The organism is Pleomorphomonas carboxyditropha (assembly GCF_002770725.1).
Classification (GTDB): domain Bacteria; phylum Pseudomonadota; class Alphaproteobacteria; order Rhizobiales; family Pleomorphomonadaceae; genus Pleomorphomonas; species Pleomorphomonas carboxyditropha.
The window spans coordinates 1-25,974 of sequence record NZ_NQVN01000037.1 but is presented as its reverse complement, the minus strand read 5'-3'; the positions used below and the strand labels follow the sequence as shown (position 1 = coordinate 25,974).

Below are 25,974 nucleotides of genomic sequence, written 5' to 3'. Positions count from 1 at the left end.
CGAACTCGTCGCGGGCGACGTGGAGCTGAACGCCCTCCCGGTGCCGGGTCATCGCCACATAGGTGAGGTGCCGGTCCATCGTCCCCGACGCCAGCACATAGGCCCGGTCGACCGTCGCCCCCTGGTTTTTGTGAATCGTGGTAGCATAACCGTGATCTATCGCGCTATAGGTGTCCAACGACACCGATACGGCGCGCGCATAATCCCCTGAGCCAGCAACACGCGTTGCCCCGTCGAGCCGGGCGACCACCCTGCCCGGCTCGACGGCTTCCACCGTCCCCAGCATGCCGTTCTTCACTCCGAGATCGCGGTTGTTCTCCAGGAACACGATCCGGTCACCCTCGGCGAACTCCCGCTTGCCGTCGCTGTTCTGGTAGATCAACGCACGCGGCCGCTCCTGGGCATGTGGCGGCCCGTCCCCGATCTCATCGGACGGACGGACGCGCGCCAGCTCGCCTCGCTCCTGAAGCGCCGACCGGATCTCCTCGTTGAGCGCCCGCACATCGGCGCGACGGTGCGCCATGGCAACCCGGGTGCCGTCCGGACGCTGGTCGCGATCGGCAAGGTACTCGCGCACGATTGCCGCCCGCGCCTCGGCCATGTCACCCGCCAACCGGATCGCCCCGGCCGCGCGATAGGCTGCAAGCCCCTCGGCCGTCCGATGGGTCGCGAAGGCGACCGACGCCTCCCGCTGCCAGCCCTCGCGCTGGCGGCGGATGTCGGAAAGTTCGACGTGCCCGACCGTCTCGGCGATCGCCCGGAACGACGCGCCGGCGCCGATCGCCTGAAGCTGCTCGTGATCGCCGACCAGGACGAGCTTCGCCCCGCGCACCTCCGCCTCCCCGACGAAACGGGCGAGCTGCCGGCTTCCAACCATACCGGCCTCGTCGACCACCAGCACGTCGCCCCGGCCGAGCTGGTGACGCTCGTTCTGCCAACTCCGATCCCATGACGCCAGCGTCCGCGAGGCGATGCCCGAACTCTCTTCCAGTCCCTCCGCCGCCCTGCCCGCCAGCGCCGCGCCATGTACCTGATAGCCTTGCGCCTCCCATGCCTCGCGCGCTGCGGCGAGCATGGTGCTCTTGCCGGCGCCGGCAAAGCCCACCACCACGGCGATGCGCTCCGGCCCGGTCACATACTCGACCGCCCGCCGCTGTTCGTCCGAAAGCCGCGCCCCGGCGACCTGCCGATCCCGCTCGGCCGCGTCGATTTCGCCGCTCTCCATCTTCGCGGACAGACCAGCCGCCACGCCCGCCCGGATCGCAGCGTCCTGGTGCTCGATCGCTAGGTCCACCCGACGCTGGTCGACGCCATGGTTCCGCGCTTCCGCCAGCCGTTCAGCCGCCGCCGCCATGCCGGATTCGATCGTCACCATCTCCCGCGTTGAATAGCGCGCCGCGAGGATCTCGCCCGTCTCCGCGTCTGCTCGCTCTGCCTGAAGCTCGACCAGCGCCGGCGATGCCATCACCGAAGCAAGCGCCGTCTGAAACAGCTCCGGATCGTCGATCGCCCGGTGCAAAGCGCGAGCAATATCGCGCCGGTCAAACACGCTCTTCTCGGCCGTGATGAGACTGAGCACCTGATCCGGCTTCTCGGCGATCAGCTCGGCGTTGCGCCGGCTTGCTGCCTCGTCGAGCCGTCCCCGCGATACCTCCATCCCCTTGCGCTGCATCTGCGTGGCGTGAACGCCCATATGCTCGGTCGGCTCGATCGAAAGCCCGCGCGTCAGGTGCGAGCGATGATCGATCCGCACATCCAGCCCGGCCCGCGCCAGGTGCTCGTTCGCCACGCCCTCCCACGCTTGCCTAAGGTCGCGGATCTGCACGTCAGTCGTGGCGAGGCCCTGCGCCAGGAGCCACTTGTTCTCCCGCTCCAGAAGCGTCTTCTCTCCCAGCCCTTCGGCCGTCACCACCCGCGTCGTCATCATCACATGCGCATGATGGTTGCGGATGTCACTCGCCTCGTGCGGCGCATGGATCGCAAAATCCACCGCCGCCCCGTAACGGGTCGACAGCTCCCGCGCAAAGTCCCGGCAGAGCTCCAGACGCTGTTCGCCCGTCAGCTCGTGCGGCAGGGCGATCTGGAATTCCCGCGCCACACGGGCATCCTTGCGCTTCTCGGCGAACTCGGCGGCATTCCACAGCGCCGCTCGGTCCTTCGCCCAATCCGCCGCCACACCGTCCGGAAGGACGATCTCCGCATGCTCCACCCCTTCCTTCCGGGTGAAGTCATGCGTCAGGCCGTCGCGTTCATTGGTCAGCCGTTCGGCGGCGCGATAGGCGGCCGAGGCGACGGCGCTACGGCCGGTCGCCCGCGAGATCACCTTGCCGCTGAAATGATAGATTGCCAAACCAACATGCTCCAAGCTCGATGCAGGGTACCAAGCACTGAGTTGCGCAGCAACTCGTAAGTGCGCCCTTCAAAATTCCTGCGCTACGCTCCGGACATTCCTCGGGATGGAGACGGCGGCGCCGTTTATGAATAACGAGAATCGTCGAATGTGCGGCTGGTGCACCGGCATTGCCTGTGAGATCAATGTCATCTGGATTGGGTTAGGGATCGCATCATTGGGGGAGTCACATGAAAATATCGACGCTGACGTTCATCGCCATGTACTTCAACAGCGCCATCGACACCGGCCGCTATGACGATCTGTCGATCGACCAAGTTCGCCAAGAAATCCGCGCCGGAACGATTTTCCGGTTCCTGACGACGAAGCTCGGCGACGACATCGACTTTTCGATTCTCGACACCAGAACGGAAACCGGATTGCTGCTCGAATGGCAGGACATGGAAGCCGCCATTCCGGCCGCCAAGAAATTTGGCGTCGAGAACCGTGGCCTTCCCCTGCTGGTGGCCTACCTGCTGGAAGGTATCCAGCGCCGAGCCAGAGCCTTGAGCTGATCGGAGATCTCCATGCCCCGCAAAACCATCGAGGAACGGCTGGCCCAACTCGACGCGCAGAAGAAAGCGCTCAAGGCCCGGTTGAGCAAACAGGAGCGCACCGAGGACACCCGCCGCAAGGTGCTGCTCGGCGCGTTTGTCCTCCATCGCCTCGAGCACGGCCGCGACGAGATCTCCAAGGGCCTCGCCGACTGGCTCCGCCGCGAGCTGCCCGGATTCCTAACGCGCGACACCGACCGGCCGCTGTTCGACGAGCTGCTGAAGGAGAAGCAACCGGAAAGCGGAACTACGGAACCGGAACCGGCGGCGAACGACAAATGAAGATCCTCGACCTCCTCGGCCGGTTGCTCTGGGCGCCGGCCTGCGGTCTCGCCGGTGCCCTCCTCGGCATGCTTCTGGCCAGTCTCGTCCTTCTCGCCGATTACATCCTTCATCGCGTCCTTGGATGGCAATATGCCGGAATAGCCCGCGCGATCGACGCCGGCGCCGGCTATCTCCCCGCCCTCTTCGGCATCGGTGGGTTCCTCGCCGGCCTGTTCCCTCAGAGCCGAACGGCCTGGCCGGTGTTCGGCTCGGCCCGATGGGCGACCGGAAAAGAAATCGCAGCCCTTGCCAGGAGCGCCGGCGGCCTCATCGTCGGCCGCGATCCCCGGACGAAGAAGCTGTTGCGCTACGACGGCCCGGCCCATCTCCTCACCATGGCGCCGACCCGCACCGGCAAGGGCGTCGGCACCATCATCCCGAACCTTTTGACCCTCGATCGCTCGGTGATCTGCATCGATCCCAAGGGCGAGAATGCCAGGATTGCCGGCCGTGCCCGAGAGCGCTTCGGCCCGGTCCATGTCCTCGATCCCTTCGGCGTCACTGGTCACCGGTCGGTCGCCTTCAATCCCCTCGATCAGCTCGACCCCGCCGGCCTCGATGTCGCCGAGGATGCCGCGACGCTCGCCGACGCCCTCGTCTTCGACGAACCGGGCATGGCCGGCGAGGCGCACTGGAACGAGGAAGCCAAGGCGCTGATCGCCGGCCTCATCCTGCATGTCGTCGCGACCGAACCGCTCGGCCGCCGGCACCTCGCCACGCTCCGCGAATATCTCACCCTCGCCCCCAAGGCCTTCGCCGCCCTCCTCGAGGCCATGCAGGCGTCGACCGCCGTAGGTGGCCTGGTCGCGAGAGCGGCCAATCGGCACCTCGGCAAATCCGACCGCGAGGCCGCCGGCGTCCTCTCCGCTGCCCAGCGCCACACCCATTTCCTCGATTCCCCGCGCATGGTCCGCGTGCTCGACGACAGCTTCTTCTCCTTCGCCGATCTCAAGCACCACACGGCCACCGTCTTCCTCGTCCTGCCGCCCGATCGCCTCGCCACCTATTCAAGGTGGCTCCGCCTCCTCGTCTCCCAGAGCCTCATGGACATGGCCCGCGATCCGGCGAAGCCGGCCGCCCCCGTCCTCTATTTCCTCGACGAGTTCGCCGCCCTCGGCCACCTCGAGCCGGTCGAGCGCGCCATGGGCCTGATGGCCGGCTACGGCGTCCAGCTCTGGCCCATCCTCCAGGATCTGCACCAGCTGCGCGCCACCTACGGCCGGAAGGCAGGCACCTTCCTCTCCAACGCCGGCCTGCTGCAGCTGTTCGGTGTCAACGACGTCGATACCGCCGAATGGATCGCCCGCACCATCGGCAAGGCTGATGCCTGGTACACCACCGACGCCTGGAGCAAGGGCGAGACCTCCACCAGCCAGCACGTCTCGGCCCGCGATCTCGTCAACCCCGATGAGATCATGCGCCTCCCACAGACGAAAACGATCCTGCTCCAGCAGGGACAACGACCGGCCGTGGTCGAAAAACTCCGATACTATGACGATCCGGAATTCAAAGGTCTGTTCGATGCACCCTGACGGCCTCGACCATCTGCCAGATGCCAAACGCCGCGAGCTCGACCGCATCGCGCAGATCCTCTTCGAGGAGTTCGACGAGGCCCTGAAGACCAAACTCTCCGACAGGAACCGGAACGGCCGCATCCTCAAGCTGATCCTGTTCGGATCGCACGCGCGCGGCGACTGGGTCGACGATCGCAAGAGCGGCTATCGCTCCGACTACGACCTGCTCGTCGTCGTCAACACCGAGCGCTTCACCGATCAGACCGATTTCTGGGACGGCGCCGGCGAGCGGCTGATGCGCGAGCTGGCCGTCTCCGGTTGGCTCGCCACTCCCGTCAACTTCATCGTCCACAGTCTCGAAGACGTGTGCAGCCAGCTCCGCCTCGGCCGCCCCTTCTTCGTCGACATCGCCCGCGACGGCATTCCCCTCTACGAGGCCGAGGGCTATCCCCTTCCCGCTCCCATGCCGCTCTCCGAAGAGGATCGGCAGGCCGAGGCCAGACAGCACTTCGACCACTTCTTCCCCGGAGCCGACGCTCTCATGGCCGCGGCCGGCTTCCTGATTCAGCGTGGCGACTTCAACCTCGCGGCGTTCCAACTGCATCAGGCGACCGAACGGCTCTACCACTGTGTTTTGCTGGTGCTGACGCTCTATAGCCCGAAGTCTCATCGGCTCGAGCGTCTGCGCTCGCAAGCCGAAGACCTGGACGCCCGCCTGGTCGATGCCTGGCCGCGCGATACCAAGCAGGCCCGGCGCTGCTTCGCCCGCCTCAAACGCGCCTATATCGATGCACGCTACTCGCCGCGTTACGAGATCACCCCCGACGAACTGGAATGGATCGCCGAGCGCGTCGGCCAGCTCGCCAGCATCGTCGAAACCGTCTGCCGGGAAAAAATCGGCGACAGGTGAGCCGCAGGGGGCAATAGAACTGACGACAGGCATGTTCCCACTCTGTCCGCTTAGCATGTTTTTCTGCCACTTCCAGGTCGCCAGCCCGGACAAGTTTGTGAAATCACCACGCAGGAGCGCCGACACCTTCGGCATGAGGAAGCCTCATGTGCAGTATTGGCGTATTAAGCCATATACGTATTAACGTATGTATGGTTCGACCGGCGGTAATCCATGTTGTGCCAACACCGCTGACAGCCCAGCCTCGGCCATCGCCTGAATTGTCGTTCCCTCTGCATCTGCGAGCTGGCGCAGACGCTGCCAGTCCGATCGCCGAACCTTGACCGTAAGCGCAACAGTCTCGCCCCCTCCCCTCTTTCGCCTCGCCGTCGGGACTTCCAAGGCCGTCCTGTCTTCAATCACGGCAAGGCTAGCGACTTCCGCTCCGGCTTTCGGACGGGTAAAGGCTGCAAGGCCGGTTGCTTTTTTTACCATAGACTCTACTCCTTAAATACGGTTTTACGTATTTAGCTATTTACGCTCTAACGTGGTTTTGATCCACTCCCACAAAGCCCGAATTTCTTCCGCAGCCTTACCGTCAGCCTCAAACTCCGTCACGGCGCTGCCAGTCGTGACGGCGCGGGCGAATGCGCGCCGGTCGATGATCTCGCCGGGGACTATCGGCAGACCGTAAGCCTCCAACGCTGCACGCGTCTCTGCAATCTCGGGCGCACGAAACGGGCAGGCGGATAAAACGAACGAGCCGCGAACCTTCGCTGCCGTCACAATCTCGACGGCGGCCGGAACCGCAGCGAGGTCAAACGCGGATGGCCGAACCGGAATCAAGACTAGCTCCGATCTACGGGCTATCTGGCTGGCCGCCGGGGTAGCATGGGGCGGAGCGTCCACTACGGCCAAGGTGATGCCTTCGGCCTCGGCTGCCTTAAGCGCGGCATCCAACTCCCCAGCCTGCGCCGTGGCGACAATTGGCGTTCCAGATTTCCGTGCGGTCGCCCATGCGGTCGCGCTCTCCTGTGGGTCCGCGTCAATGATGCAAACCCGTTCGCCGGTCGCCTCGGCCGCCACGGCGGTATGAACGGAAAGCGTGGTCTTCCCGCTCCCGCCCTTCTGGCTCAAAAACGCAATAACGTTCATGCGTCATTCCTTCTTTGCGTGAATACGTATTAACGGACACAACTAGAGACGTCATTACGTTTCTAAGTTAGTGCGGCCATTCGTCGGCCGGCCAGTCCCGCGACATGTGGATGATGCGCACGATCACGACACTTTCCCGGCCCGCCACGTCCCGCAGTTCATAGGCGATAATGTAGGGATGACGGGAAAGAGACTTCTCATAGGTTCCGCTTACTCGCCCCGGGCGACCGGTCGCAACTTCGCCGAGTTTGTTCCCAGCATCCTCGATCGCGTCCACAACTCGCTCGGCAGCAAAAGGGTTGTCCTCCGCAATGTAACGTAGGATTTCGAGGTTGTCCCGCTGCGCCTCAATCGACCAGACAACGGGTCTCATTTGTGCGCGGCTTTCCGGCGCTTCGCGTCCTCAATAATCCCGCGCATTTCCGCAACGGCCTGCGCATGGGAGATTACTCGCCCGTCCGCCGCATCGGCCATACCGCGTTTGATTCCATCGATAATTTCAAGCTCGCGATCAACATAGGCAGCGACGGCCTCACCCGCGAGAAAGGATTTGCTTCGCTGCGTGTCGGCCGCGATCCGGTCGAGCTTTTCTTTCACATCGGGCCGAACCCTGATCGTCATAGTGGCGCTAGCAGTCATGGAAACACCCCAGTGTGTTCATTTGTGTACATCCTAGCACGATTTGTCGGATGATGCCACACCTCCGATCGCCATGATACGCTAAAACGGTAATACGCTAATACGTATTTGATTAAACGCAACCCTTGCCTCTCACTCCCTCTCGATAGCCCATAGAACGCTGCTCATAGGCGCGAGCGGTGCGGATTGTGATGTCGGTTCCGCTTGGCCGACCCGCTTATAGGCGGGTCGGAACCGCCGCAGGGCCGCGAGAGCGGCCCGAACAGCGGCGTCCGTATGTTCAAGTCAGCCGCGCAGCGCCAAGGCCGGCTTTAGCCGGCGGCCTATGGCCGCCCGAAGGGCTTTTTGGCGCTGCTGCAAGCGGCTGTCCGCATTGAGAAAGACGAAGTCTGTCCGTGCGCGACGATTTTTTGACCCCTAGTTGTTGGAAGAGATTACGTCGAGGCTTCGATGCCCGCCGCCCACCATGCTTGATCCAGACCCGCCATTCTGCCGAGATGATCCGCAGCACCGTCGTCAAACTCGCACGGCCTGGCTGCCGGCGCTCTGTGCGTGTGAGCAGGCCCGCCTTCTCCGCAACCCGCAGAGCAGTCCTCGCCGTCGATCGGCAGACACCTGCTCGCGCTGCGATCTGGTCCAGGCACAGCGTGCAACGTCCCTCGACGCCTGCCTCGTCGGCCACGATCGCCAGAACCGAAAGCTGGCTTGTCGTGAACTCGGCCGCCAGCTGCGGCGGCAATGGCCCCGAGGCCGCGATCTGGCGACGCCGAGCAATGCGCTCCGGATGGCGCCGGGCCGGCTGATAGCGCGGTTGAGGGAACCGTGACCGGGGCAGGGGAGGGCGATCCTCCCATGGGCTCGCCGGCACACCCGACAAGGTGAGCTGCGCCGGCGTCTTCAGCCGATCGCGCCGAGCCTGGATCAGGGCGAATGCCCCCTCGAACTCAGCCTCGGAAATCTTCCCCGCGACACAGGCGCCGGCAACGGCTTTCGCCAGAGCGTCGAGCGCAGGTGCGCGCGCGCAGCCGATCGCAGTCGCGATCTGCTCCATGAACATCGTCTTCGTCCTCCATCAGGAGGGCATGACGGCTGTGGACGAGAGACACAGATTCCCGTTCCCGCAAGAATCGATCTTGCGGGTTTCCGGACATTACCGTACAAAGGGAGAGAGATGAGGCTCCCGTTTTTACGGTGTGTCAGACGACCTATTAAAACGCTCGATCGCGCCAACGATCGGGCGTTTTGCCGTTATGATCCCTGCTTCTGCTCGAAATAGAACCTCAGCGCTTCTTCGATGATTGGCGTTCGCCCACGCAAACCTGCCTCGTTCTTCCGGCGATCCAGTTCCGTCACGAGATCACCGGGCAAATCTGCCTGAACCAAAATCCGTCCTTCCGCGCGCAGCCGGGCGCGCAAAACACGAACACTTTCAAGCTTGGCCTGTTCACGAGCTAGACTCACCATGCCTTCATGAAGGCCCTACCAGCTCGATTCTGCAACCCCTAAAGCGCTGCTGGTTAGGTGAAAATCTTCACTCCTCATCTTCCGACCGGGCAAGACGCTAAGGATTCCGCCGTTTCCCGGCGAATAATTGTCGAGCAAAGGCCGAAACAAATCGACGGACGACGCCTGCTCTCACAGGGTTTCCGTACAAAGCGCCCCCCCCCGAGGAACACCTCAGTCCGAATCAGCCGCCAATGCCCGATAGAGTGTCGCCGGATGAACCTTCAGCACCTGGGCGACGGCACGCGGTTTCTGCCCACCGTCGACGAGCTGGCGGGCAAGGGCAATCTGCTCGGCCGACAGGGCAGGGGGGCGGCCGAACCGGACGCCCTTCGCCATCGCGGCGGCACGGCCGCTACTGGTGCGCTCATGGATCAAGGATCGCTCGAACTCCGCGATGCCGGCGAAGATCGTCAGCACCATGCGGCCGGCCGGCGACGTAGTGTCGGCCCACGGCTCGGCGAGGGACCGCAAGCCGGCCTCGGCCGCATCCAGCCGTTCGGCGATGTCGAGAAGATCGCGCGTCGACCGGGCGAGGCGGTCAAGCCGGGTGACCGCCACCACGTCACCAGGCCGCAGCATTTCGAGCATCCGCGTAAGCTCGGGCCGGTCACGCCTGGCGCCGGATGCCTTTTCTTCATAGATGCGCTTGCATCCTGCCGCCTTCAGCGCCGCGCGCTGCTGGTCCAGGGTTTGGTCGTCGGTCGAGACGCGGGCATATCCGATGAGCAAGGCGGCCTCGGCTCTTGTGGCAGGGCTCGCAATCTACCGCGTGCAATTCGTCGCGGAAATCCCTATTCTGCGGCGGAGCTAAACTCAAACGCAAAACCACGAAAAAACTCGGGATTTTCGCGACAAGCAGCAGTTATCTCTATACTACGGCAGCAAATGGAACAGAATCGATTGGATTGATTCCATGCGATATTGTGTCTTCTCAGGGTCAAGCTTTGGTCGCCTACCTATTCATGCAGAAGCAGCGTCTCATCTCGGTGAAGCTCTTGCCAGTGCCGGCATCGGCCTAGTTTATGGCGGAGCTTCTGTTGGCCTAATGGGTGCTGTAGCAGATGCTGCCCAACTCCATGGTGGAGAGGTGATTGGTGTCATTCCCCGCTCTCTTGTCGAGAAGGAAGTGGCGCACACAGGCCTTGCCGACTTACGTGTCGTTGAATCGATGCATGAGCGAAAGGCGCTGATGGCCGAGCTGTCTGATGGCTTCATCGCTTTACCAGGCGGCTTGGGGACACTCGAAGAATTGTTCGAGGTATGGACCTGGGGCCAGCTCGGGCACCATGCCAAGCCCTGCGCTTTGCTCAACATCAACGGCTTCTACGACAGATTATCCTCCTTCCTCGACCATGTCGCCGAAGAGGCATTTTTGAAGCCGATCCATCGGGAAATGCTGATTGTCGAACAGGGCGTCAGTTCACTCCTGCCTGCGATGGCGCGCTACGAGGCGCCGCGTGCCAACAAGTGGATTAAAGTATGAGGAAGATTCGTAGCATTTCGTCGCGATAATCCTAAGTTTCGCGACAAAATCGCTGGCGCTGAATCTCCAAGGGAATTCCTGTCGCGAAAGTCGGACGCAAAAGTCAGAGTTTCGCGACCGACTTTTGCGACAATCTCGACCTTAGCGGAAGCATCTTTCCTAAGCGCTTGGGTTTTGATATAGTACGCCTATGCCGACTGTCTTGCGCTTCGATGGCCTGAGCGTGGTCATCTACCCTAACGATCATCGCCCCGCGCACGTCCATGTCAGGGGAGCGGGTAGCGAAGCCGTGTTCATCCTGCACTGCCCGGATGGTCCGCCGACGCTGCGGGAGAGCTTCGGCTTCAACATGCGCGAGTTGAACCGGATCGAGCTTGATCTGGCCGGCGCACTGGCAACCCTATGTGCGGAATGGAGAGTGTTTCATGACCGTTACTGAGCAGGACGTTCAACAGTCCGAAAAGCGGATGGCTGCGCTGCGGGAGAACGGCTTTGCCGTGTCCGCGCGCTACGATCGCCGCTCGGGCCGCGTTGTAGTCAACCTGAATACCGGCGTGCAGATTGCGTTCCCGTCGCGCCTGGCGGAAGGACTTGCCGACGCCTCGCCGGCCGATCTTGCCGAAATCAAAGTCAGCCCGGCCGGCCTTGGCCTGCATTGGCCGAAGCTCGACGCCGATGTGTATGTGCCGGCTCTCCTGCAAGGGGTCTTCGGCTCCAAGCGCTGGATGGCCGCGCAGCTCGGCGCGACAGGGGGGCAGGCCAGATCGCACGCCAAGGCGGCGGCGGCGCGTGAGAACGGCCGCAAGGGAGGCCGGCCGCGCAAGGTGGCAGGCGGCGGCCTGTAGGCCGCTGCAGAAATCAACTATGGCAATCTTGCCAGTCTGCTGAAGTTATTTGTGGCAGATGCCACCCTGTAAATTCAGTCGCCCCGATTTTATTGCGGAATTTAGGAACTGCGCGACACCGGGGGCAACAGTGTCCGTCCAAAATCGTTAACCATTCGCATTGTATAGTGATTCTGGGCCCGTACGCGCGGGCCTGGGGCTTAGTAACCCCTTGAAGACCGGCTTGGTGCCCGCCGTTGGGCACCGTCTCCTTGACCTTATGGTCGGGGAGCCTGCGGCGTATGCAACAGGTTCTCCGAACTAAAGGCCATAGGGATCGTGTCTTCACGGTTTACTAACTCCCCGATCACCAGGGGTCAGGAATGGAAAGCGGGGGCGAACCGCGTACTACCTTCGGAGAGTGTCATGATCGGGAACTCCCTGCCGATTCTCGGCAAGACGAGCTATGACAGGCGCGCCAAGCTTGATGCTTTGAACAAATCACAGGCCATAGTCGAATTCGACGTGAGCGGCAAAGTGCTTTGGGCCAACGAAAACTTTCTGACACTCTTGGGCTATACTCTTCCGGAGATCAAGGGGAAGCACCATTCGTTGTTCGTCGCGCCGAAGCTGCATAACAGCCCAGAGTACAAAGCATTCGAGGACAACCTCCGTCGTGGACTTTTTCAGTCCGGTGAATTTCACCGTATCGGCAAGGGGGGCAAGGACATATGGATCCAGGCGACCTACAATCCTTTGCTCGACCGTAGCGGCAAACCTTACAAGATTGTCAAGTTTGCGATTGATGTCACCGCTCAGAAGATTGAATACGCGGAACTTCGCGGACAGATCGAAGCCATCAACAAGTCTCAAGCCGTCATCGCTTTCAGTATGGACGGAATAGTTCTGGATGCCAACGAGAATTTCATGACCGCTCTTGGCTACACCCTGAGCGAAATCAAAGACAAACATCATTCGATGTTCGTCGATCCGGCCTATAGATCCAGTTCGGAATACAAGCAATTTTGGGACGACCTCCGCTCCGGCAAGTTCCAGGCTGCCGAATACAAGCGCATCGGCAAGAATGGAAGAGAAGTCTGGATCCAGGCGACCTATAACCCGATCTTCGACCCCGCCGGGCACCTGATAAAAGTCGTCAAGTTCGCGACCGACATCACCAAGGAAGTTCTCGAGCGGCAGCGCAAGGCCGAAGTCAGCAAAACGATCGACTCCGACTTGGGATCGATCGCCGAAGCCATCACCCACGCTGCGGAACGAGCGGCGTCTTCAGCCGCGGCGTCGAACCAGACATCGGCGAACGTGCAGGCGGTTGCCGCCGGATCGGAAGAGCTTGCCCACTCGGTCTCGGAAATCAGCCGTCAGGTCACGAACGCGCTGGAAATTTCGCAGTCGGCCGTCGCACAGGCCAACCGCACCAACACGACGATGACGACGCTGAATACGGCTGTGCAGAAGATCGGTGAAGTCGTCGACCTCATCAATACGATCGCCGCGCAAACCAACCTTCTGGCGCTCAACGCCACCATCGAGGCCGCCAGGGCAGGCGACGCCGGCAAGGGGTTCGCGGTCGTCGCCAGCGAGGTCAAGCAACTCGCTTCGCAGACCTCCAAGGCGACCGACGAGATCGCCGGGCAGATCGCGGCAGTCCAGATGAATACGACGGAGGCCACGGGAGCTATTGGCGAAATCTCGTCGACGATCGCGAAGATCAACGAGATTTCGGCGAGCATCGCCAGCGCCGTCGAAGAGCAGGAAGCCGTGACGACCGACATGTCGGCGAACATGCAGACGGCCGCCCAAGGCGTCGAGATCATCACGCAGGGCATGAACGACATTGCCGCCGCAGCGCGTCAGGTCGACGGCTCCGTCAAGAAGGTCAAGGAGGCATCCCGCTCTATAGCCTGATGCCATCATCGCTCTAACCGTCCCGGCGCCCCCACGTTGATGGAGCATTTCTGATCCTTGCCGGCCTGGGTGGCAGCATCGAAGCACGCCCTGACCGCATTGGCATTGGCCTGTACCAGCTCGTCGGCATAGAGCCATTGGCTGTAGCGGTCTGCATTGTACGCCCGCATTAGGGCTCCGCCGGCCGTCCAGGGATTGGCCTCCCCCATGGCGGTCGTAGCGACCGTCGTTCCAATCGCTGCCGGCAGGATGCGCGGCAGAAACAGCGTCAGAGCCACGCCGAGCACGATGCCGGGGTCGTTTGCGGGAGGGGGCGGAATCCTACGCTAAGGATTTGGCCACCGATATTCACCGGTGAGGTTGATGTGCTCCCATCCGAGCGGCGAGACATGGGCCAGTAGATCGGGCGATAGCAGCTTTCCATCGCGTTTCTGACTGGCGACGACGTCGCCCAGCTTCATGGTGTTCCAGAAGATGATGATGGCGGCGAGCAGGTTCATACCGGCAATCCGGTAATGCTGGCCTTCGGCGGAACGGTCGCGGATTTCGCCGCGTCGGTGGAAGCTGATGGCCCTCTTCAGCGCGTGATGCGCCTCGCCCTTGTTGAGCCCGATCTGCGCGCGGCGTTGCAGATCGGCGTCCAGAATCCAGTCGATCATGAACAGCGTCCGCTCGATGCGGCCGACTTCCCGTAGAGCTGTGGCCAGTTCGTTTTGCCGTGGATAGGAGGCGAGCTTTCGCAGAATCTGGCTGGGCGCGATGCTTCCGGCCGCAATGGTGGCGGCGATGCGCAGGATATCGGGCCAGTTGCGCTCGATCATGGCCTGATTGATTTTTCCGCCGATCATGGCCCGCAATTGGGCCGGGGCGGCCGATGGATTGAACGCATAGAGCCGCTTGGAGGGGAGATCCCGGATGCGTGGCGCGAACCGGTAGCCGAGAATGGCGCATGCGGCAAAGACGTGATCGGTAAAGCCGCCCGTGTCGGCGAACTGCTCGCGGATATGGCGGCCGGCATCGTTCATGAGCAGGCCATCGAGGATGTAAGGAGCCTCACTCGCCGTCGCGGGGATCACCTGGGTTGCGAACGGCGCATATTGGTCCGAGACGTGGCTATAGGCTTTCAGGCCTGGGGTATTTCCGTACTTCGCGTTGACCAGATTCATGGCCTCGCCTTGCTCCGTGGCGGCGAAGAATTGGCCGTCGCTCGAAGCCGAGGTGCCGATGCCCCAGAACTGGGCCATGGGTAGCGCTGCTTGCGCCTCGACCACCATGGCCAGCGCCCGGTCGTAAGCTTCGCCCTCGACATGCCACCGTCCAATGCGGATCAACTCCCAGAAAGTGTGCGTGTTCGTCGCGTCGGCCATCTTGCGCAGACCTAGGTTGACCCCCTCGGCAAGGATGACGTTCATCAGGCCGATCCGGTCGGCGCAGGGCGCTCCAGTGCGCAGATGCGTGAACGCTTCGGTGAAGCCGGTCGCTGCATCCACCTCCAGCAAGAGATCGGTGATGCGCGTGGGCCATATCTGCTTGTAGAGATCGAGCACCAGATCTTCGGCGCCGGTCGGGGCGGCGGCTTCGAGCTTCTCGATATGCAGAACGCCGTTTTCGATCGAACCGCCCGGAATCGTGCCCGCGCGTGCAGCACGGCCAAGCTCACGCAACCGGATATCGAGGCGAGCTTGTCGGTCCGCCAGCCATTCTTCCGGCCGCAAGGCGCATGACCAACGCTCATCATATCGACGAAGCGCGCCTCGGCATCATGCTCAACGAGTTGCGCCTGCCGACGATCAAGTCCCTCTGGCCGCAGTTCGCCGAACAGGCAGATCAGGAAGGATGGCCCGCTGCCCGATTCCTCTGCGCCATCGCCGAGCACGAACTGGCCGAACGCGCCCACCGGCGGGTGGAGCGGCATCTGTCCGAGGCGCATCTGCCGCCAGGAAAGACGCTCGACAGCTTCGCCTTCGATGCCGTGCCCATGGTCTCCAAGGCTCAGGTCATGGCCATGGCCGCCGGCGACAGCTGGCTCGCCAAGGGCGCCAACGTCCTTTTGTTCGGCCCGCCCGGCGGCGGCAAGAGCCATCTCGCGGCAGCCATCGGTCTCGCCCTCATCGAGAACGGCTGGCGGGTGCTGTTCACCCGCACCACCGATCTCGTCCAGAAGCTCCAGGTTGCCCGCCGCGAACTTCAGATCGAATCCGCCATCGCCAAACTCGACAAGTTCGATCTGCTCATCCTCGACGATCTCGCCTACGTCACCAAGGACCAAGCCGAGACCAGCGTGCTCTTCGAGCTTATCTCGGCGCGTTACGAGCGGCGCTCCATCATGATCACCGCCAACCAGCCCTTCGGCGAATGGAACAAGGTCTTCCCCGATCCCGCCATGACACTCGCCGCCGTCGACCGCCTCGTCCATCATGCCACGATCTTCGAGATGAACGTCGAGAGCTACAGGCGAAGATCGGCTATGGAAGCCAAACGCCAGCGCGGAAGGCCGGCCGCCTTCGCGACAATCAGAAATACCCCGCAGATTGTCGCGGGGCGTCAATCAGAAACCGATGAGGCTCTCGACCCCGACATCTACGCCGACCAGGACGTGTGATCGTCGTGCCCACGAGGCAAGCAGCGACAATCACAAAAGATTGCCAGATTGTCGCGCCGCGACAAACAAAACAACCGCATTACTCTTGCCTGCGACAATCAAAGCGATAAGCTGACATCCGCCGCGACACCAGAATCTCATCCAGATTGTCGCCGCCGTCTCTCCCAGATTGTCGCGCTATACCAACCCCCAATAGGCCAAGGCATCCCAATAGCCGGTCAACCGATGCAGACCGGGGACCGCTCCGTCTTCTCAGAAGATCGGGGCTCCTCATTGTCGTCGACGAACAGAGGCCATCAGAGCAGAAGACTGAATCGACAGAAATTTGAATTCTTCTGGTTTAAATCGATTGGCAGCCAATAGGATTTAGCAAACCGTTAAAGCGTGCCTTCTACTTTCGTCGGAACCGCTGAACCGGTCGTTCAGTGCCGGACGAAACTGGCGAGACAGCCTAGAATGGGCAATGGTAATGCAACAGTCCATATAGTGGCCGAGAGCGAAGAAGAATCATGCCGTTTGGTCGACGGTCTTCGGTCACTGGGCTTTGAAGCCGACGCGGCTATCAAGGCAGGCAATTGTATCGGCTGCAAACAACGGAATGATATCGTAGTCGTGGCGGGCAGGTTCTACGAGCAGGGCCGGCAGCGCCTCCCGCCCCTGTGCCATGCGAACCGCGACCGCATCATCGTTTTTCTCGCCGACATGCGCTCAGAGGAGTTTGGCGCGCTCTATCAAGCCGGCGTAAGGCATATCGAAACGATAGGAAAGGTGCCGACCGACAACATCGTCTATCATCTTTCCCAGATGGACCCCGAGATGGTCTACCGGGCATCGAAACAGCGTGCCCTCAGGGCGGACAAATCGCTGGTGATCGAGCAGGGCGCGCTGTCCTTTTTCAAAAAGCTCCGGGACGGAGCGGTCGACACCGCCATCGAAGAGACCGAGCAGCAACGCCGCGCGATCGAGGATCTCGTCGCCATGTCGCCGATGTCCGTCTGGCTCGATCTCTTCCAGAACTACCACGACGGCACCGCCCAGCATTGCTCGCTGGTAACCAGCTTCACGCTGATGTTTGCGAAGGCGCTCGGCTTCGGTGAACGGGAAACCGGCCGCATCTACGATGCCGCCTTCTTCCACGACGTCGGCAAGGCAATGATTCCGCTTGAGATTCTTGACAAGCCGGGGCGTCTGGACAGCCACGAATGGGATGTGATGAAGCAGCATGTGCTCTTCGGCCATGATATCCTGATGCGTGACGAGAGAACGGCCGGCGAGATCGCCCGTCTGGCGCGCGACCATCATGAATACCTCGACGGCACCGGCTATCCGAATGGCGCCACGGCCGCCGGAATCGATGACCCGACCCGCATCCTGACGATCTGCGATATCTTTGCCGCCCTCGTCGAGAAAAGGTCCTACAAGTCGCCGAAGAAGCCCGAGGAAGCTTACGCCATTCTGAAGTCGATGGCCGGGACCAAGCTCGATCCCGATCTGGTGAGCTTGTTCGAGCGCGTCGTTGACGACTATGACGCGGCCGGACGCCGTGCGCGAGCAGGCAAATCCTTTCCGCCGCCGATGAGACCGCCGTCCGACGCTGCCGGCAGTCCCGATGACGCCACTCGTCCCGCTATGCACAGGCGAACGGCCTAGCGGGAAGCGTGCAACGGACGGCGAATGGTCCCGCCCCGGCTTGCTCGCATACGTATTTATGACCATGATAAAGTTACCATTTTTAAAGCTCTTTGTACAAAATTACCAGTGTGACTGAATGGCGAGCTATTCTGGCGTTCCCTGTGCAAGGCATTGACCTGCAATGCGTGACAACGGCTATCATCCCTCGGCATGCCGGCCGAACGCGGCCGCTTCCGCCTTCACGCCCCGGATCTGTTCCCCGTCACTCCGTTCCGACCGCCAGCTTGTCGCAACGCCGCCATTCGCCGGCGGGCGGTCCCAATCGCACCCCCCTACCGGAGCATGTCGGCATGCACATTAATCCCGTCAGGAACATCGGCATAACCGGCCGTGTTGCTATCCTCGTCGTCGCGGCCGTGATCGGCGTCCTGGCCGTCGGCGTCCTGTCGCTTCTCAACCTCGACCGGCAGCTCCTGCAGCAGAAGCAGGTCGAGCTCAAGCACAACATGCAGATCGCGGTGACGGTGATCGACGGCTTCCGCGACCGCACCGCCCGCGGCGAGATGACCGAGGCGGACGCCAAGGGAGCGGCGATGGATGCCGTCCGCAACATCCGCTTCGGCGATGACGAGTATTTCTTCATCTACGACATGCAGGGCGTCAACCTGATGCATCCGGCCAAGCCGGAGTTGCAGGGCAAGAACCTGATCGACCTGAAGGACCAGCGGGGCAACCGGCTGATTGCCGGGCTGATCGAAACGGCCAAGGCCGGCGGCGGACCTTACGAATTCTACTGGGTGAAGCCGGGCGACCAGGAGGCGACGCTCAAGCTCGGCTATGCCATGGCCGTTCCGCAGTGGGACTGGATGGTCGGCACCGGCTTCCACGTGCAGGACCTCAATGCCATTCGCAAGGCCAGCTCCATCGATCTCGTCGTCGAACTTGGCACCGTATTGGTCGTTCTCACCCTCATCGCCGTATTCGTCGCCCGTTCGACGGTGCGACCGCTGATGCGCCTCGCCGCCTCGATGGAGCGGCTGAGGAGCGGCGACGTCGATGCCGCCATCGCCGGCGTCGACCGCCGCGACGAGATCGGCAGCATCGCCCGGTCGGTCGACAGCTTCCGCGACGTCCAGCGCAGCCGTCTTGCCGCCGAGGAAAACCGGCTTCGGCTGATGGAGGCCGAACAGGTCCGCAGCTCGACGCTCGACCGCCTGACGCGCGAATTCGACGCGCTGGTCTCCGGCGTGGTCGACAAGCTGGCCGATGCCGCCCAGGCTCTGGAGACGTCGGCCAACACGCTGACCGTGTCGACCGAGCAGACCCGCAGTCAGGCGGCGGCCGTCGCCGAGGCGTCCGAGATCGCCTCGCGCAACGTGTCGTCGGTGGCTTCGGCCACCGAGGAACTGTCGTCGTCGGTCGGCGAGATCACCCGCCAGGTCACCCGGTCGACCGAGGTCTCCGACGCCGCGCTCAAGGGCGTCCGCCACACCAGCGAGCGCATGCGGCTGCTGTCGGAAGCGACGTCGAAGATCGGCTCGATCGTCGGCCTGATCGCCGACATCGCCTCCCAGACCAATCTCCTGGCGCTCAACGCCACCATCGAGGCGGCGCGGGCGGGCGAGGCGGGCAAGGGCTTCGCCGTGGTCGCCGCCGAGGTGAAGCAGCTCGCCAACCAGACATCGAAGGCCACCGCCGAGATCGATTCGCAGATCCGCTCGATCCAGGGTGCCACGACCGAGGCGGTCGAGGCCATTTCCGGCATCGACAGCACCATCGACAGCATGCATGCCGTCGCCTCGCAGATCTCCGACGCCGTCACCGGCCAGGAGCAGGCCACGTCCGATATCGCCCGCAACGTCCACGACGCCGCCGAGGGCACGGCCGTGGTGTCGGGCTCGATCGTCGAGGTCAGCACCGCCGTGCGCGAGGCAGGTCAGGCATCGAGCGACGTGCTGAGGGCGGCCACCGTGCTCGGCGAGCAGGCCGGCGTGCTACGCAACGAGATCCACCGCTTCCTCACCGAAGTACGGGCCGCCTGACCGGGGTCTGACGATTCCGCCTAGCGGCATTTTCCCCGGCCAGAACCCGCATTCTGACTCTGGCCGGAAACCACGGTCGAATTTACCCCATGCTCCAGAACCACCTCAATTATTGACCGGAACGGCTTACCTGTAAGAAACGGCAACTTTCCGATGTAAGGTTCAAAATGACCACATTGCAATCTTTCGCCGTCACCGGCGACACAACGGCGCAAGCCATTGCGAATCTGGCTCACGCCGTGGGCGAGGCCCCCACCGGGGCACATTTCGTCTGTGTGTTCTACGATGCCGAGCATGAGGACGACGCGATCTTCGACTTCCTGCGTGCCCGTTTCGAGCGCGCCGCGATCCTGGGAGGAACCTCCTGCAACGGCGTCATGAGCCAGAATGGTCTCGCCGGTTCTCGCTCTATCGGACTGCTGGTGCTCGATGATCCGCTGGGCAATTACGGTACGGCTGCCACGCAACTCCATGGCGACGCCGCCGACTGCGCCGAACGAACCTTGCATGCCGCCCTGGAAAATGCCGACTGCGCCGGAGAGTTGCCCGAACTGATCTGGGTCTACCAGACACCCGGCCAGGAGGAAGCGGTCATTGAAGGCCTCCGCCGTGTTGTCGGCGATCGATGTCCGATCATCGGCGGCAGTTCGGCGGACAACGATGTCGGCGGGCAATGGCGACAGATGGGGCCGGATGGTGTGATCCACGACGGGCTCGTGGTCGGCGTCCTGTTCTCCTCCGGCGGGATCGGGTTCGCCTTCCAGGGCGGTTATGAGCCGAGCGGCGAAAGCGGGATCGTCACGCGCATCGGTTACGATCCTGTTGGCGACAGCGGCGTTGTCACGCAGTCGTGCGGGCGGCAGATCATCTCCATCGACGGGGAACCGGCGGCCGAGGTCTACAATCGCTGGATCGGTGGAGCGCTTGAGGACAAGCTGGAGAGCGGCGGCAACATCCTGGCCAATACGACCATGCACCCGGTCGGCATCGATGTCGGCAAGATCGAGGGCATCACCAGCTATCTCTTGATTCACCCGGACAAGATCCTCGCCGACGGCGCCCTTTCGACTTTCGCTTCCATCGAAGAGGGTACGCGGCTCTACAGCATGAAGGGCGAGCGCACGCGGTTGATCAGCCGTGCTGGCAAGGTGGCCGCCGCCGCCGCCGCGATGCTTCCCGGTGGTGAATCGAGCCTTGCAGGTGGGCTGGTCGTCTATTGTGGTGGCTGCATGCTTGCGGTTGGTGAAGAAATGCCCCGGGTGGCCCGCGCCGTCACCGAGAATTTCCAGGGTAAGCCATTCCTTGGATGCTTCACCTTCGGCGAACAAGGGGCGATCCTAGGAAAAAATGCCCACGGCAACCTGATGATCTCGGCCGTCGCCTTCGGGGAATAAGAGTGCCGTCATGGAAGGTTCCGAGGAACTTAGGGAGGCGCTCGTCACGCTGCGCAGGGAAAACGATCTCCTGCGCGTCGAGACAACCCATGCCAACCTTCTTCTGAAAGCGCTGGACGCGGTTCTGTGCGTAGACGGTGGCGATGATCCCTTCGCCGGCGTATTCTCCGCGCTGATGCCGGTCTTCGATTGTTCCCATGCTATTGTGCTGATCGAACCGAAGAATGAAACCGAAGGTCTGGAATGCGTGGCATCAAGCGCGCCGTCGGCTGTCGGCTCGCTCTGGGCGCAAGACAAATTGCTCGAAAAGGCTCTCGCCGGTCGCATCATCACGACGGTTGCGGACTTCGATGTTGCTGCTGGCCCTGGCGTGCCCGGCCTCGATTTCACGGGACGGGAACCCGCGCTTTACCTTCCGCTCGGGGTTCGCGGACGGCGTGGCCTCATGCTTCTGCTGCGCTCGGATGGCAAGCCGGGGTTTGACCGGGCACATGTGGCGTTGGCAAAAAAATTCTCGCTCCTCGCTTCCCACGCCTTTGCCGCCAAGCGCGCCAACCAGACCGAGATGGAGCGTCACCGTCTGAAGCACTTGACGGAACAGCTCGAAGCCAGCCAACAGGCGTTGCGGCACCGTGCCAATCACGACCAGCTCACCGACCTTCCGAACCGCGCCTATATCGAGGAATTGGTCGAAGAGGCAATCGCCAGCAAGCTGGAAGGCGAGGAACTGGCGCTTGCTTTCATCGATCTCGACAACTTCAAACGGGTCAACGACATTCACGGCCATGCCGCTGGCGATGCGCTGCTCAGGGAAGTTTCCAAGCGGATGCGCTGCACGATTCGCCATAGCGATATTCTTGGTCGGATCAGCGGCGACGAATTCGTGATCGTGCTCAATCACATCGGACGCCACTCGGATATCTCGGCGCTGGTCAAGCGGATATGCAACCGCCTTAGGGAGCCGTTTCATATCGAGGGCACGGAAATCCATCCCTCGGCCTCCATCGGTGTGGCGATCCATCCGGTCCACGGGGGGGATTACGACACGTTGCGCCGACACGCCGACATGGCCATGTACCATGCCAAGATCGTATCCAAGGGAAGCATCGCCTTCTTCAACCGTCAACTCGAGAAAAAGGCGACGGAAAAGCATATACTGGAACAGGAATTGCGTAATGCACTCGACATGCACGCCTTCCATTGCGCGCTTCAGCAGAAAGTCGATATCCGCACAGGTGCGATCGTCGGCTTCGAGGCACTGGCGCGTCGTGTCGACCGGCACGGGATCATGCATGCACCGATGACATTCCTGCCGCTTGCGAACGAACTGGGCCTGCTCAACGATATCACCGACCTTGTCATATGCGACTTGGAGCGGGAATTGCCGCGGCTCGACGCCCGTTTTGGTGCTGGCGTCCGGTACAGCGTCAACATCACCCCCAACCAAGCGGCAAACATGCAGTTCATGCAAAGGCTGGTAGAGCAACTCCGAAATACCGGCCGACCAGAGAGTTTCATGCTGGAACTGACGGAGGAGTCACTGGCCGTCACAGGACCGTTCCAGTCGCATGTCCTGCCGCTTCTAAGGGATGCCGGGATTGGCCTCTCCATCGACGATTTCGGCACGGGCTATTCGTCGCTTGCCACCATCGCCGACTTGACCGTCGATGAACTCAAGATCGACAGGTCGCTCATCTCGTCGATCCATAACCGGCCGCGCAGCCAGAGCATCCTGAGAGCCATCGAGTCCATGGGAACAGCGCTCGGCATATCGGTCGTGGCGGAAGGAATAGAAACCATGGAGGAGAACCTTTATCTTATGGCGCAGACGGGACTGCGGATTGGCCAGGGATATTTGTTCCATAAGCCACAACTGCTGACCGCCCTGTTGCAGGAAACGCCGGCGACGCCACGTCCGGGCCATGACCGCAACAATAGGGAACCAGCCTGATCTGATGCCGCTTAACACATATTCGATCCGACGCCAGCGTCCTGTACGTTCCGGTCGCCCTTTTCTTTGAAGGGGTGTCGGAACAAACTGCATCGGCTCCTGCGGAACCCCGAGCGGCACTGCGGCCCGAGAACATGCGCCTGATCGAAGCCCTGAACAGAATTCCGGCGCAGCAACAGAAGGCAATCCGGCGTTTTGTCAAAGCGCTTGCCGAGGTCGAACCAGCAGCCGAGGCGGATGACTGAAGGGCAATTGCCACGCCTGTCTCCGTTCACCTCACCGGAGCGGTGACGGTAATGGAGCATTTCTGATCCTTGCCGGCCTGGGCGGCAGCATTGAAGCACGCCCTGACCGCATTGGCGTTGGCCTGCACCAGCTCGTCGGCATAGAGCCATTGGCTGTAGCGGTCTGCATTGTACGCCCGCATCAGGGTCCCGCCAGCCGTCCAAGGATTGGTCTCCCCCATGGCGGTCGTGGCAACCGTCGTCCCGACCGCTGCCGGTAGGATGCGCGGCAGAAACAGCGTCAGAGCCACCCCGAGCACGACGCCGGCCACGCCAACGCCGACCAGCCATAAGTTCTGCCGGTCAAGCGTGCGAGCGCTGTCGATATAGCCGGCGAGCTGCCGCCCGGTCCGTTCGAGCTCGGCCGCCTTTCGCTCGAGCTGCTGGGCGGCGGAACGAACCAGACCCTCGCCGCTGCGTTCGAGCGCGCGGGCGTAATGCTCTGCGCCTTGCCGGATGACGGGCGATTGCTCGACGCCGGCGAGTCGTTCCGTCACCTGCCCGAGCTGCTGCACGATACGGCCGAGGTCGGCGCCGTAGTCCGGCGGCGAGGACAGCTTGTCGAACTGGTCGAAGGCCGCTTCCACGCCTCGCCGGATGATGGCTATCTCGGCGGCGAGCGCCGCGCCTTGTCCCTCGACCGTGTGCCGCAACGCTTCGAAAGCGGCGGCGGGATCGCCGGCGCCGTCATCCCGCGCCTCGGGCTCGGCCTCGATGTCCTCCCCGTCGTCGATCGTCATGCCACTCTCTCCCCGAGCCCCAGGAACCGCGCCAGGGCGACGTCGACGACCGACAGGGTGCGGTGATCCAGCCGGCCGAATACAGTGCCGACCTTACCGCGCGGCACCGTCACGGCCCGATCGACCATGATCTGCGACGGCTTGCGCAGGCTGTTGCTGTCGTCCGGCTCGACCGTGATCCGGATCGCATGTTCCTCGTGAACGTCGCTGGTGATCGGCAGCACCGTCACGGACGGCAGCTCGGCAAAGGCATCGTCCTGCATGACGACGGCCGGGCGCGGTTTGCCATAGTCGCCGCTGACGGCGATCGTGACCAGATCGCCGCGCCTCATGCCTTCCACTCGTCGGCGAAGTGATCTTCATCGAACAGGGCGCCCAGCTCGCGAAGCGATCGCGCTTCGTCGCTCTCGCGATCGCCGGCGCGTTCGGCAACGGCACGCGACTGTCGCCTGGCCTCTGCCTCGAACAGCCGGCGGTCCCGGCGCTCGACATAGGCGCGCATGAACTCGCGCAACACTTGGGCAGCCGGCTTGTCCTCGGCCTCGGTCGCCTGAGTGAAAGCGGTCTTCAAGGATGGATCGACCCGAAAGTTGAACGTCTCGGCCTTAGGGTGTTGTGTAGTCCGTGGCATGGCGGTCTCCGATGAATTTGCATGTATAATGTAATTACAATATCAGCGGCCATCAAGCTACATCCCAAGCCCGAGGTTCTGGCTCCGGCCGCGCGTCAGGCTCTGTTCCAGCTCGTGGGACAGCCCTGCGCTTTCGCGTGGGCTCCGGTCGATCCCGAGATCCTGGCGGCGGTTGCGCAGCAGGGATTCCACCTGGGGATCGCGTTCCAGGGTCTTCGCAAGGCCCCGCATCTCCGCCTCGACCTTCTGGCGCGCCTCGACATGCCAGCCGGTCGTCAGCGTCCGCCGCTCGGCCTCCAGCGCCTTCCAGCGCTCGACGAAGCGCTCGGCCCGCACCCCCGGATCGGCCAGCGCCGCCCGTTCTCGCTCCATGCCGGCGACGAGCTGCCCGACCCGCTCCCGGCCAGTCAGCTCGGAGAGGACACGCCGCGCCTCCGGATCATGCTGCAGGGCCGACTGCATCAGCTCGTGCGCACCCGGCCGCGACTGGTCAAGCTGCTGCCCCGCAACTACGAGTTCCTGCTTCTGCCCCTCGAGGAGAGGAAGCCCCTCGCGAACCTGCCGATTGGCGGCACTATGCGCCCGTGCGTAACGGTCGACGGCCGCCTCGAAGGCCGAAGGCGTCCGCACCCGCTCTGCCAGACGGTCGCGTTCCGGCGTCGCCTCATGGGGCGAGGCCGACAATCCCGCCTCCCGCACCGGCTGATGCGCAGGGGACGCCTCCACACGCTCCGGAGAGCCCCCACGGCCGGCACCGAGCTTCAACCCATCGAACAGGCTGCGCCGTGCCGTGACGGCCTTCTCCGGCTGCGCCTCGGCCGCCGCGCGCGACAGATTCAGGCCCTCGAACCGGCTGCGGCGCTGCTGCCGATCGGTGTCGAGATCCTCGCGAGGATCCTGCGCGAGATCCGCACGCTCTTTTCGGGCAGATCCTCGTGCAAGAGCAGGATCCTCGGCCGTCGACACCCTGCCCGCACGTAGCCCGGCGGGTTCGGCGGCAATCTCGATCTCGCTGCGGATGCCGAAGCTCTCGGCGATCCCCCGCCGTTCCGCGAACCGCTGCTCGGCGGCGACCAACTCGCCACCCTCGCGATAGTCGAGCGTCGTTTCCTTGACGCCTGACCGGGAGAGACGAGCCTCGAGCCTTTGCCAAGCCAGCTCGTCGGCGCCGAGCACTTTCCACGTGTTCCGCTCTGCTTCCGTCCCGTCCGGAAGGCGAACCGGAACCGCTCCCTCGTGCCTGAGCCCGATCGTGTCGCCGATCGCCGGCGCCGCCTCGGCCATGGCGCGCTCGAGGTCGACGCCCCAGGTGGTGTGACGCTCGCCGGCGGCGTTCTCCACCGTCACGAAGTAGCTCGCCCGGTTCGTCGCATCGTGCTCGAACGGCGCCTTGCCGTGCTCCACCAGAACGCCGGCCTGCCGGCTCGCGAACTCGTCGCGGGCGACGTGGAGCTGAACGCCCTCCCGGTGCCGGGTCATCGCCACATAGGTGAGG

The 25,974-nt window shown here is 62.8% G+C and carries 24 protein-coding genes and 2 pseudogenes; 13 read left to right on the top strand and 13 right to left on the bottom strand.

All coding sequences use genetic code 11. From position 1 onward, the window contains the following. Positions 1 to 2,350, bottom strand: a 2,350-nt coding sequence (gene traA / locus CJ014_RS25960) for a Ti-type conjugative transfer relaxase TraA (RefSeq protein ID WP_100083405.1), incomplete at its 3' end; no start/stop codon positions are given. A 230-nt stretch (positions 2,351 to 2,580) separates the two neighbouring features. Between traA and CJ014_RS25955 the strand changes: the two genes are divergently transcribed. Genes CJ014_RS25955 through CJ014_RS25940 form a run of 4 tightly spaced genes read left to right on the top strand, consistent with a single transcriptional unit; the run spans position 2,581 to position 5,691 of the window. Beyond that, positions 2,581 to 2,904 (top strand): hypothetical protein, encoded by a 324-nt coding sequence (locus CJ014_RS25955; protein ID WP_100083404.1) that lies wholly within the window; start codon positions 2,581 to 2,583, stop codon positions 2,902 to 2,904. Between the two features lie 12 nt (positions 2,905 to 2,916). Beyond that, positions 2,917 to 3,225, top strand: a complete 309-nt coding sequence (locus tag CJ014_RS25950) for a mobilization protein (RefSeq protein WP_100083403.1) — start codon at positions 2,917 to 2,919, stop codon at positions 3,223 to 3,225. Next, the gene (locus CJ014_RS25945; RefSeq protein ID WP_100083402.1) at positions 3,222 to 4,799 is read left to right on the top strand and encodes a type IV secretory system conjugative DNA transfer family protein; all 1,578 of its coding nucleotides are present in this window, start codon (positions 3,222 to 3,224) and stop codon (positions 4,797 to 4,799) included. Before CJ014_RS25950 ends, CJ014_RS25945 begins: the two co-directional genes overlap by 4 nt. After that, positions 4,789 to 5,691 (top strand): HEPN domain-containing protein, encoded by a 903-nt coding sequence (locus CJ014_RS25940; protein ID WP_100083401.1) that lies wholly within the window; start codon positions 4,789 to 4,791, stop codon positions 5,689 to 5,691. The genes CJ014_RS25945 and CJ014_RS25940 overlap by 11 nt, the downstream gene beginning before the upstream one ends. A 510-nt stretch (positions 5,692 to 6,201) precedes the next feature. On the opposite strand, the gene parA is transcribed toward CJ014_RS25940, so the two are convergent. The 6 genes from parA to CJ014_RS25905 all read right to left on the bottom strand — a co-directional run bounded on the left by parA (position 6,202) and on the right by CJ014_RS25905 (position 9,699). Next, positions 6,202 to 6,825, bottom strand: coding sequence for a ParA family partition ATPase (gene parA / locus CJ014_RS25930; protein WP_100083399.1), 624 nt, complete (start codon positions 6,823 to 6,825; stop codon positions 6,202 to 6,204). Between the two features lie 67 nt (positions 6,826 to 6,892). Continuing rightward, positions 6,893 to 7,198, bottom strand: a complete 306-nt coding sequence (locus tag CJ014_RS25925) for a type II toxin-antitoxin system RelE/ParE family toxin (RefSeq protein WP_100083398.1) — start codon at positions 7,196 to 7,198, stop codon at positions 6,893 to 6,895. Then, positions 7,195 to 7,464, bottom strand: coding sequence for a CopG family ribbon-helix-helix protein (locus tag CJ014_RS25920; protein ID WP_100083397.1), 270 nt, complete (start codon positions 7,462 to 7,464; stop codon positions 7,195 to 7,197). Before CJ014_RS25920 ends, CJ014_RS25925 begins: the two co-directional genes overlap by 4 nt. 280 nt (positions 7,465 to 7,744) lie before the next feature. Then, complete coding sequence (locus CJ014_RS25915; RefSeq protein WP_100083396.1) at positions 7,745 to 8,521, bottom strand: helix-turn-helix domain-containing protein; 777 nt, start codon at positions 8,519 to 8,521, stop codon at positions 7,745 to 7,747. A 191-nt stretch (positions 8,522 to 8,712) separates the two neighbouring features. Next, complete coding sequence (locus tag CJ014_RS25910; protein WP_100083395.1) at positions 8,713 to 8,928, bottom strand: ribbon-helix-helix protein, CopG family; 216 nt, start codon at positions 8,926 to 8,928, stop codon at positions 8,713 to 8,715. A gap of 213 nt (positions 8,929 to 9,141) precedes the next feature. Then, positions 9,142 to 9,699, bottom strand: a complete 558-nt coding sequence (locus CJ014_RS25905) for a recombinase family protein (protein WP_100083394.1) — start codon at positions 9,697 to 9,699, stop codon at positions 9,142 to 9,144. Between the two features lie 184 nt (positions 9,700 to 9,883). Between CJ014_RS25905 and CJ014_RS25900 the strand changes: the two genes are divergently transcribed. From CJ014_RS25900 to CJ014_RS25885, 4 genes are all read left to right on the top strand, one after another. Next, positions 9,884 to 10,453: an LOG family protein gene (locus tag CJ014_RS25900; RefSeq protein ID WP_100083393.1), complete on the top strand. Its 570-nt coding sequence runs from the start codon at positions 9,884 to 9,886 to the stop codon at positions 10,451 to 10,453. Positions 10,454 to 10,643: 190 nt separating this feature from the next. Further along, the gene (locus CJ014_RS25895) at positions 10,644 to 10,892 is read left to right on the top strand and encodes a DUF4160 domain-containing protein (RefSeq protein WP_100083392.1); all 249 of its coding nucleotides are present in this window, start codon (positions 10,644 to 10,646) and stop codon (positions 10,890 to 10,892) included. After that, a complete protein-coding gene (locus tag CJ014_RS25890; RefSeq protein ID WP_100083391.1) occupies positions 10,879 to 11,298 on the top strand; it encodes a DUF2442 domain-containing protein in 420 nt (139 codons plus the stop codon). The genes CJ014_RS25895 and CJ014_RS25890 overlap by 14 nt, the downstream gene beginning before the upstream one ends. A gap of 405 nt (positions 11,299 to 11,703) precedes the next feature. Beyond that, positions 11,704 to 13,203: a methyl-accepting chemotaxis protein gene (locus tag CJ014_RS25885; RefSeq protein ID WP_100083390.1), complete on the top strand. Its 1,500-nt coding sequence runs from the start codon at positions 11,704 to 11,706 to the stop codon at positions 13,201 to 13,203. Between the two features lie 5 nt (positions 13,204 to 13,208). On the opposite strand, the gene CJ014_RS25880 is transcribed toward CJ014_RS25885, so the two are convergent. After that, on the bottom strand, positions 13,209 to 13,490 hold the full coding sequence (locus CJ014_RS25880) for a DUF6118 family protein (protein WP_100083389.1): 282 nt from the start codon (positions 13,488 to 13,490) through the stop codon (positions 13,209 to 13,211). A 39-nt stretch (positions 13,491 to 13,529) separates the two neighbouring features. Further along, positions 13,530 to 14,912 (bottom strand): annotated as a pseudogene (locus CJ014_RS25875) (Tn3 family transposase); the annotation flags it as partial. 11 nt (positions 14,913 to 14,923) lie between these two features. Between CJ014_RS25875 and istB the strand changes: the two are divergent. The 5 genes from istB to CJ014_RS25850 all read left to right on the top strand — a co-directional run bounded on the left by istB (position 14,924) and on the right by CJ014_RS25850 (position 22,824). Next, positions 14,924 to 15,805: an IS21-like element helper ATPase IstB gene (istB, locus tag CJ014_RS25870; RefSeq protein ID WP_100083388.1), complete on the top strand. Its 882-nt coding sequence runs from the start codon at positions 14,924 to 14,926 to the stop codon at positions 15,803 to 15,805. Between the two features lie 456 nt (positions 15,806 to 16,261). After that, on the top strand, positions 16,262 to 17,455 hold the full coding sequence (locus tag CJ014_RS25865) for an HD-GYP domain-containing protein (RefSeq protein WP_100083387.1): 1,194 nt from the start codon (positions 16,262 to 16,264) through the stop codon (positions 17,453 to 17,455). 332 nt (positions 17,456 to 17,787) lie between these two features. Beyond that, on the top strand, positions 17,788 to 19,479 hold the full coding sequence (locus CJ014_RS25860; protein ID WP_100083386.1) for a methyl-accepting chemotaxis protein: 1,692 nt from the start codon (positions 17,788 to 17,790) through the stop codon (positions 19,477 to 19,479). A 167-nt stretch (positions 19,480 to 19,646) separates the two neighbouring features. After that, entirely contained in the window at positions 19,647 to 20,873 is a 1,227-nt protein-coding gene (locus CJ014_RS25855; protein ID WP_100083385.1) for an FIST signal transduction protein, read from the top strand. 10 nt (positions 20,874 to 20,883) lie between these two features. Then, complete coding sequence (locus CJ014_RS25850; protein ID WP_100083384.1) at positions 20,884 to 22,824, top strand: putative bifunctional diguanylate cyclase/phosphodiesterase; 1,941 nt, start codon at positions 20,884 to 20,886, stop codon at positions 22,822 to 22,824. A 271-nt stretch (positions 22,825 to 23,095) separates the two neighbouring features. Here CJ014_RS25850 and CJ014_RS25845 read toward each other — a convergent pair whose 3' ends face one another. The 4 genes and pseudogenes from CJ014_RS25845 to CJ014_RS28260 form a co-directional block, all read right to left on the bottom strand. Then, positions 23,096 to 23,848 carry a DUF6118 family protein gene (locus CJ014_RS25845; protein WP_100083383.1) on the bottom strand — a complete coding sequence of 251 codons (753 nt, stop codon included), beginning with the start codon at positions 23,846 to 23,848 and terminating at the stop codon, positions 23,096 to 23,098. Then, the gene (locus CJ014_RS25840; protein ID WP_100083382.1) at positions 23,845 to 24,180 is read right to left on the bottom strand and encodes a type II toxin-antitoxin system PemK/MazF family toxin; all 336 of its coding nucleotides are present in this window, start codon (positions 24,178 to 24,180) and stop codon (positions 23,845 to 23,847) included. The genes CJ014_RS25845 and CJ014_RS25840 overlap by 4 nt, the downstream gene beginning before the upstream one ends. Then, positions 24,177 to 24,419 carry a hypothetical protein gene (locus tag CJ014_RS25835; protein WP_245427688.1) on the bottom strand — a complete coding sequence of 81 codons (243 nt, stop codon included), beginning with the start codon at positions 24,417 to 24,419 and terminating at the stop codon, positions 24,177 to 24,179. Before CJ014_RS25835 ends, CJ014_RS25840 begins: the two co-directional genes overlap by 4 nt. Positions 24,420 to 24,536: 117 nt before the next feature. Further along, positions 24,537 to 25,974: pseudogene (locus CJ014_RS28260) on the bottom strand (Ti-type conjugative transfer relaxase TraA); the annotation flags it as partial.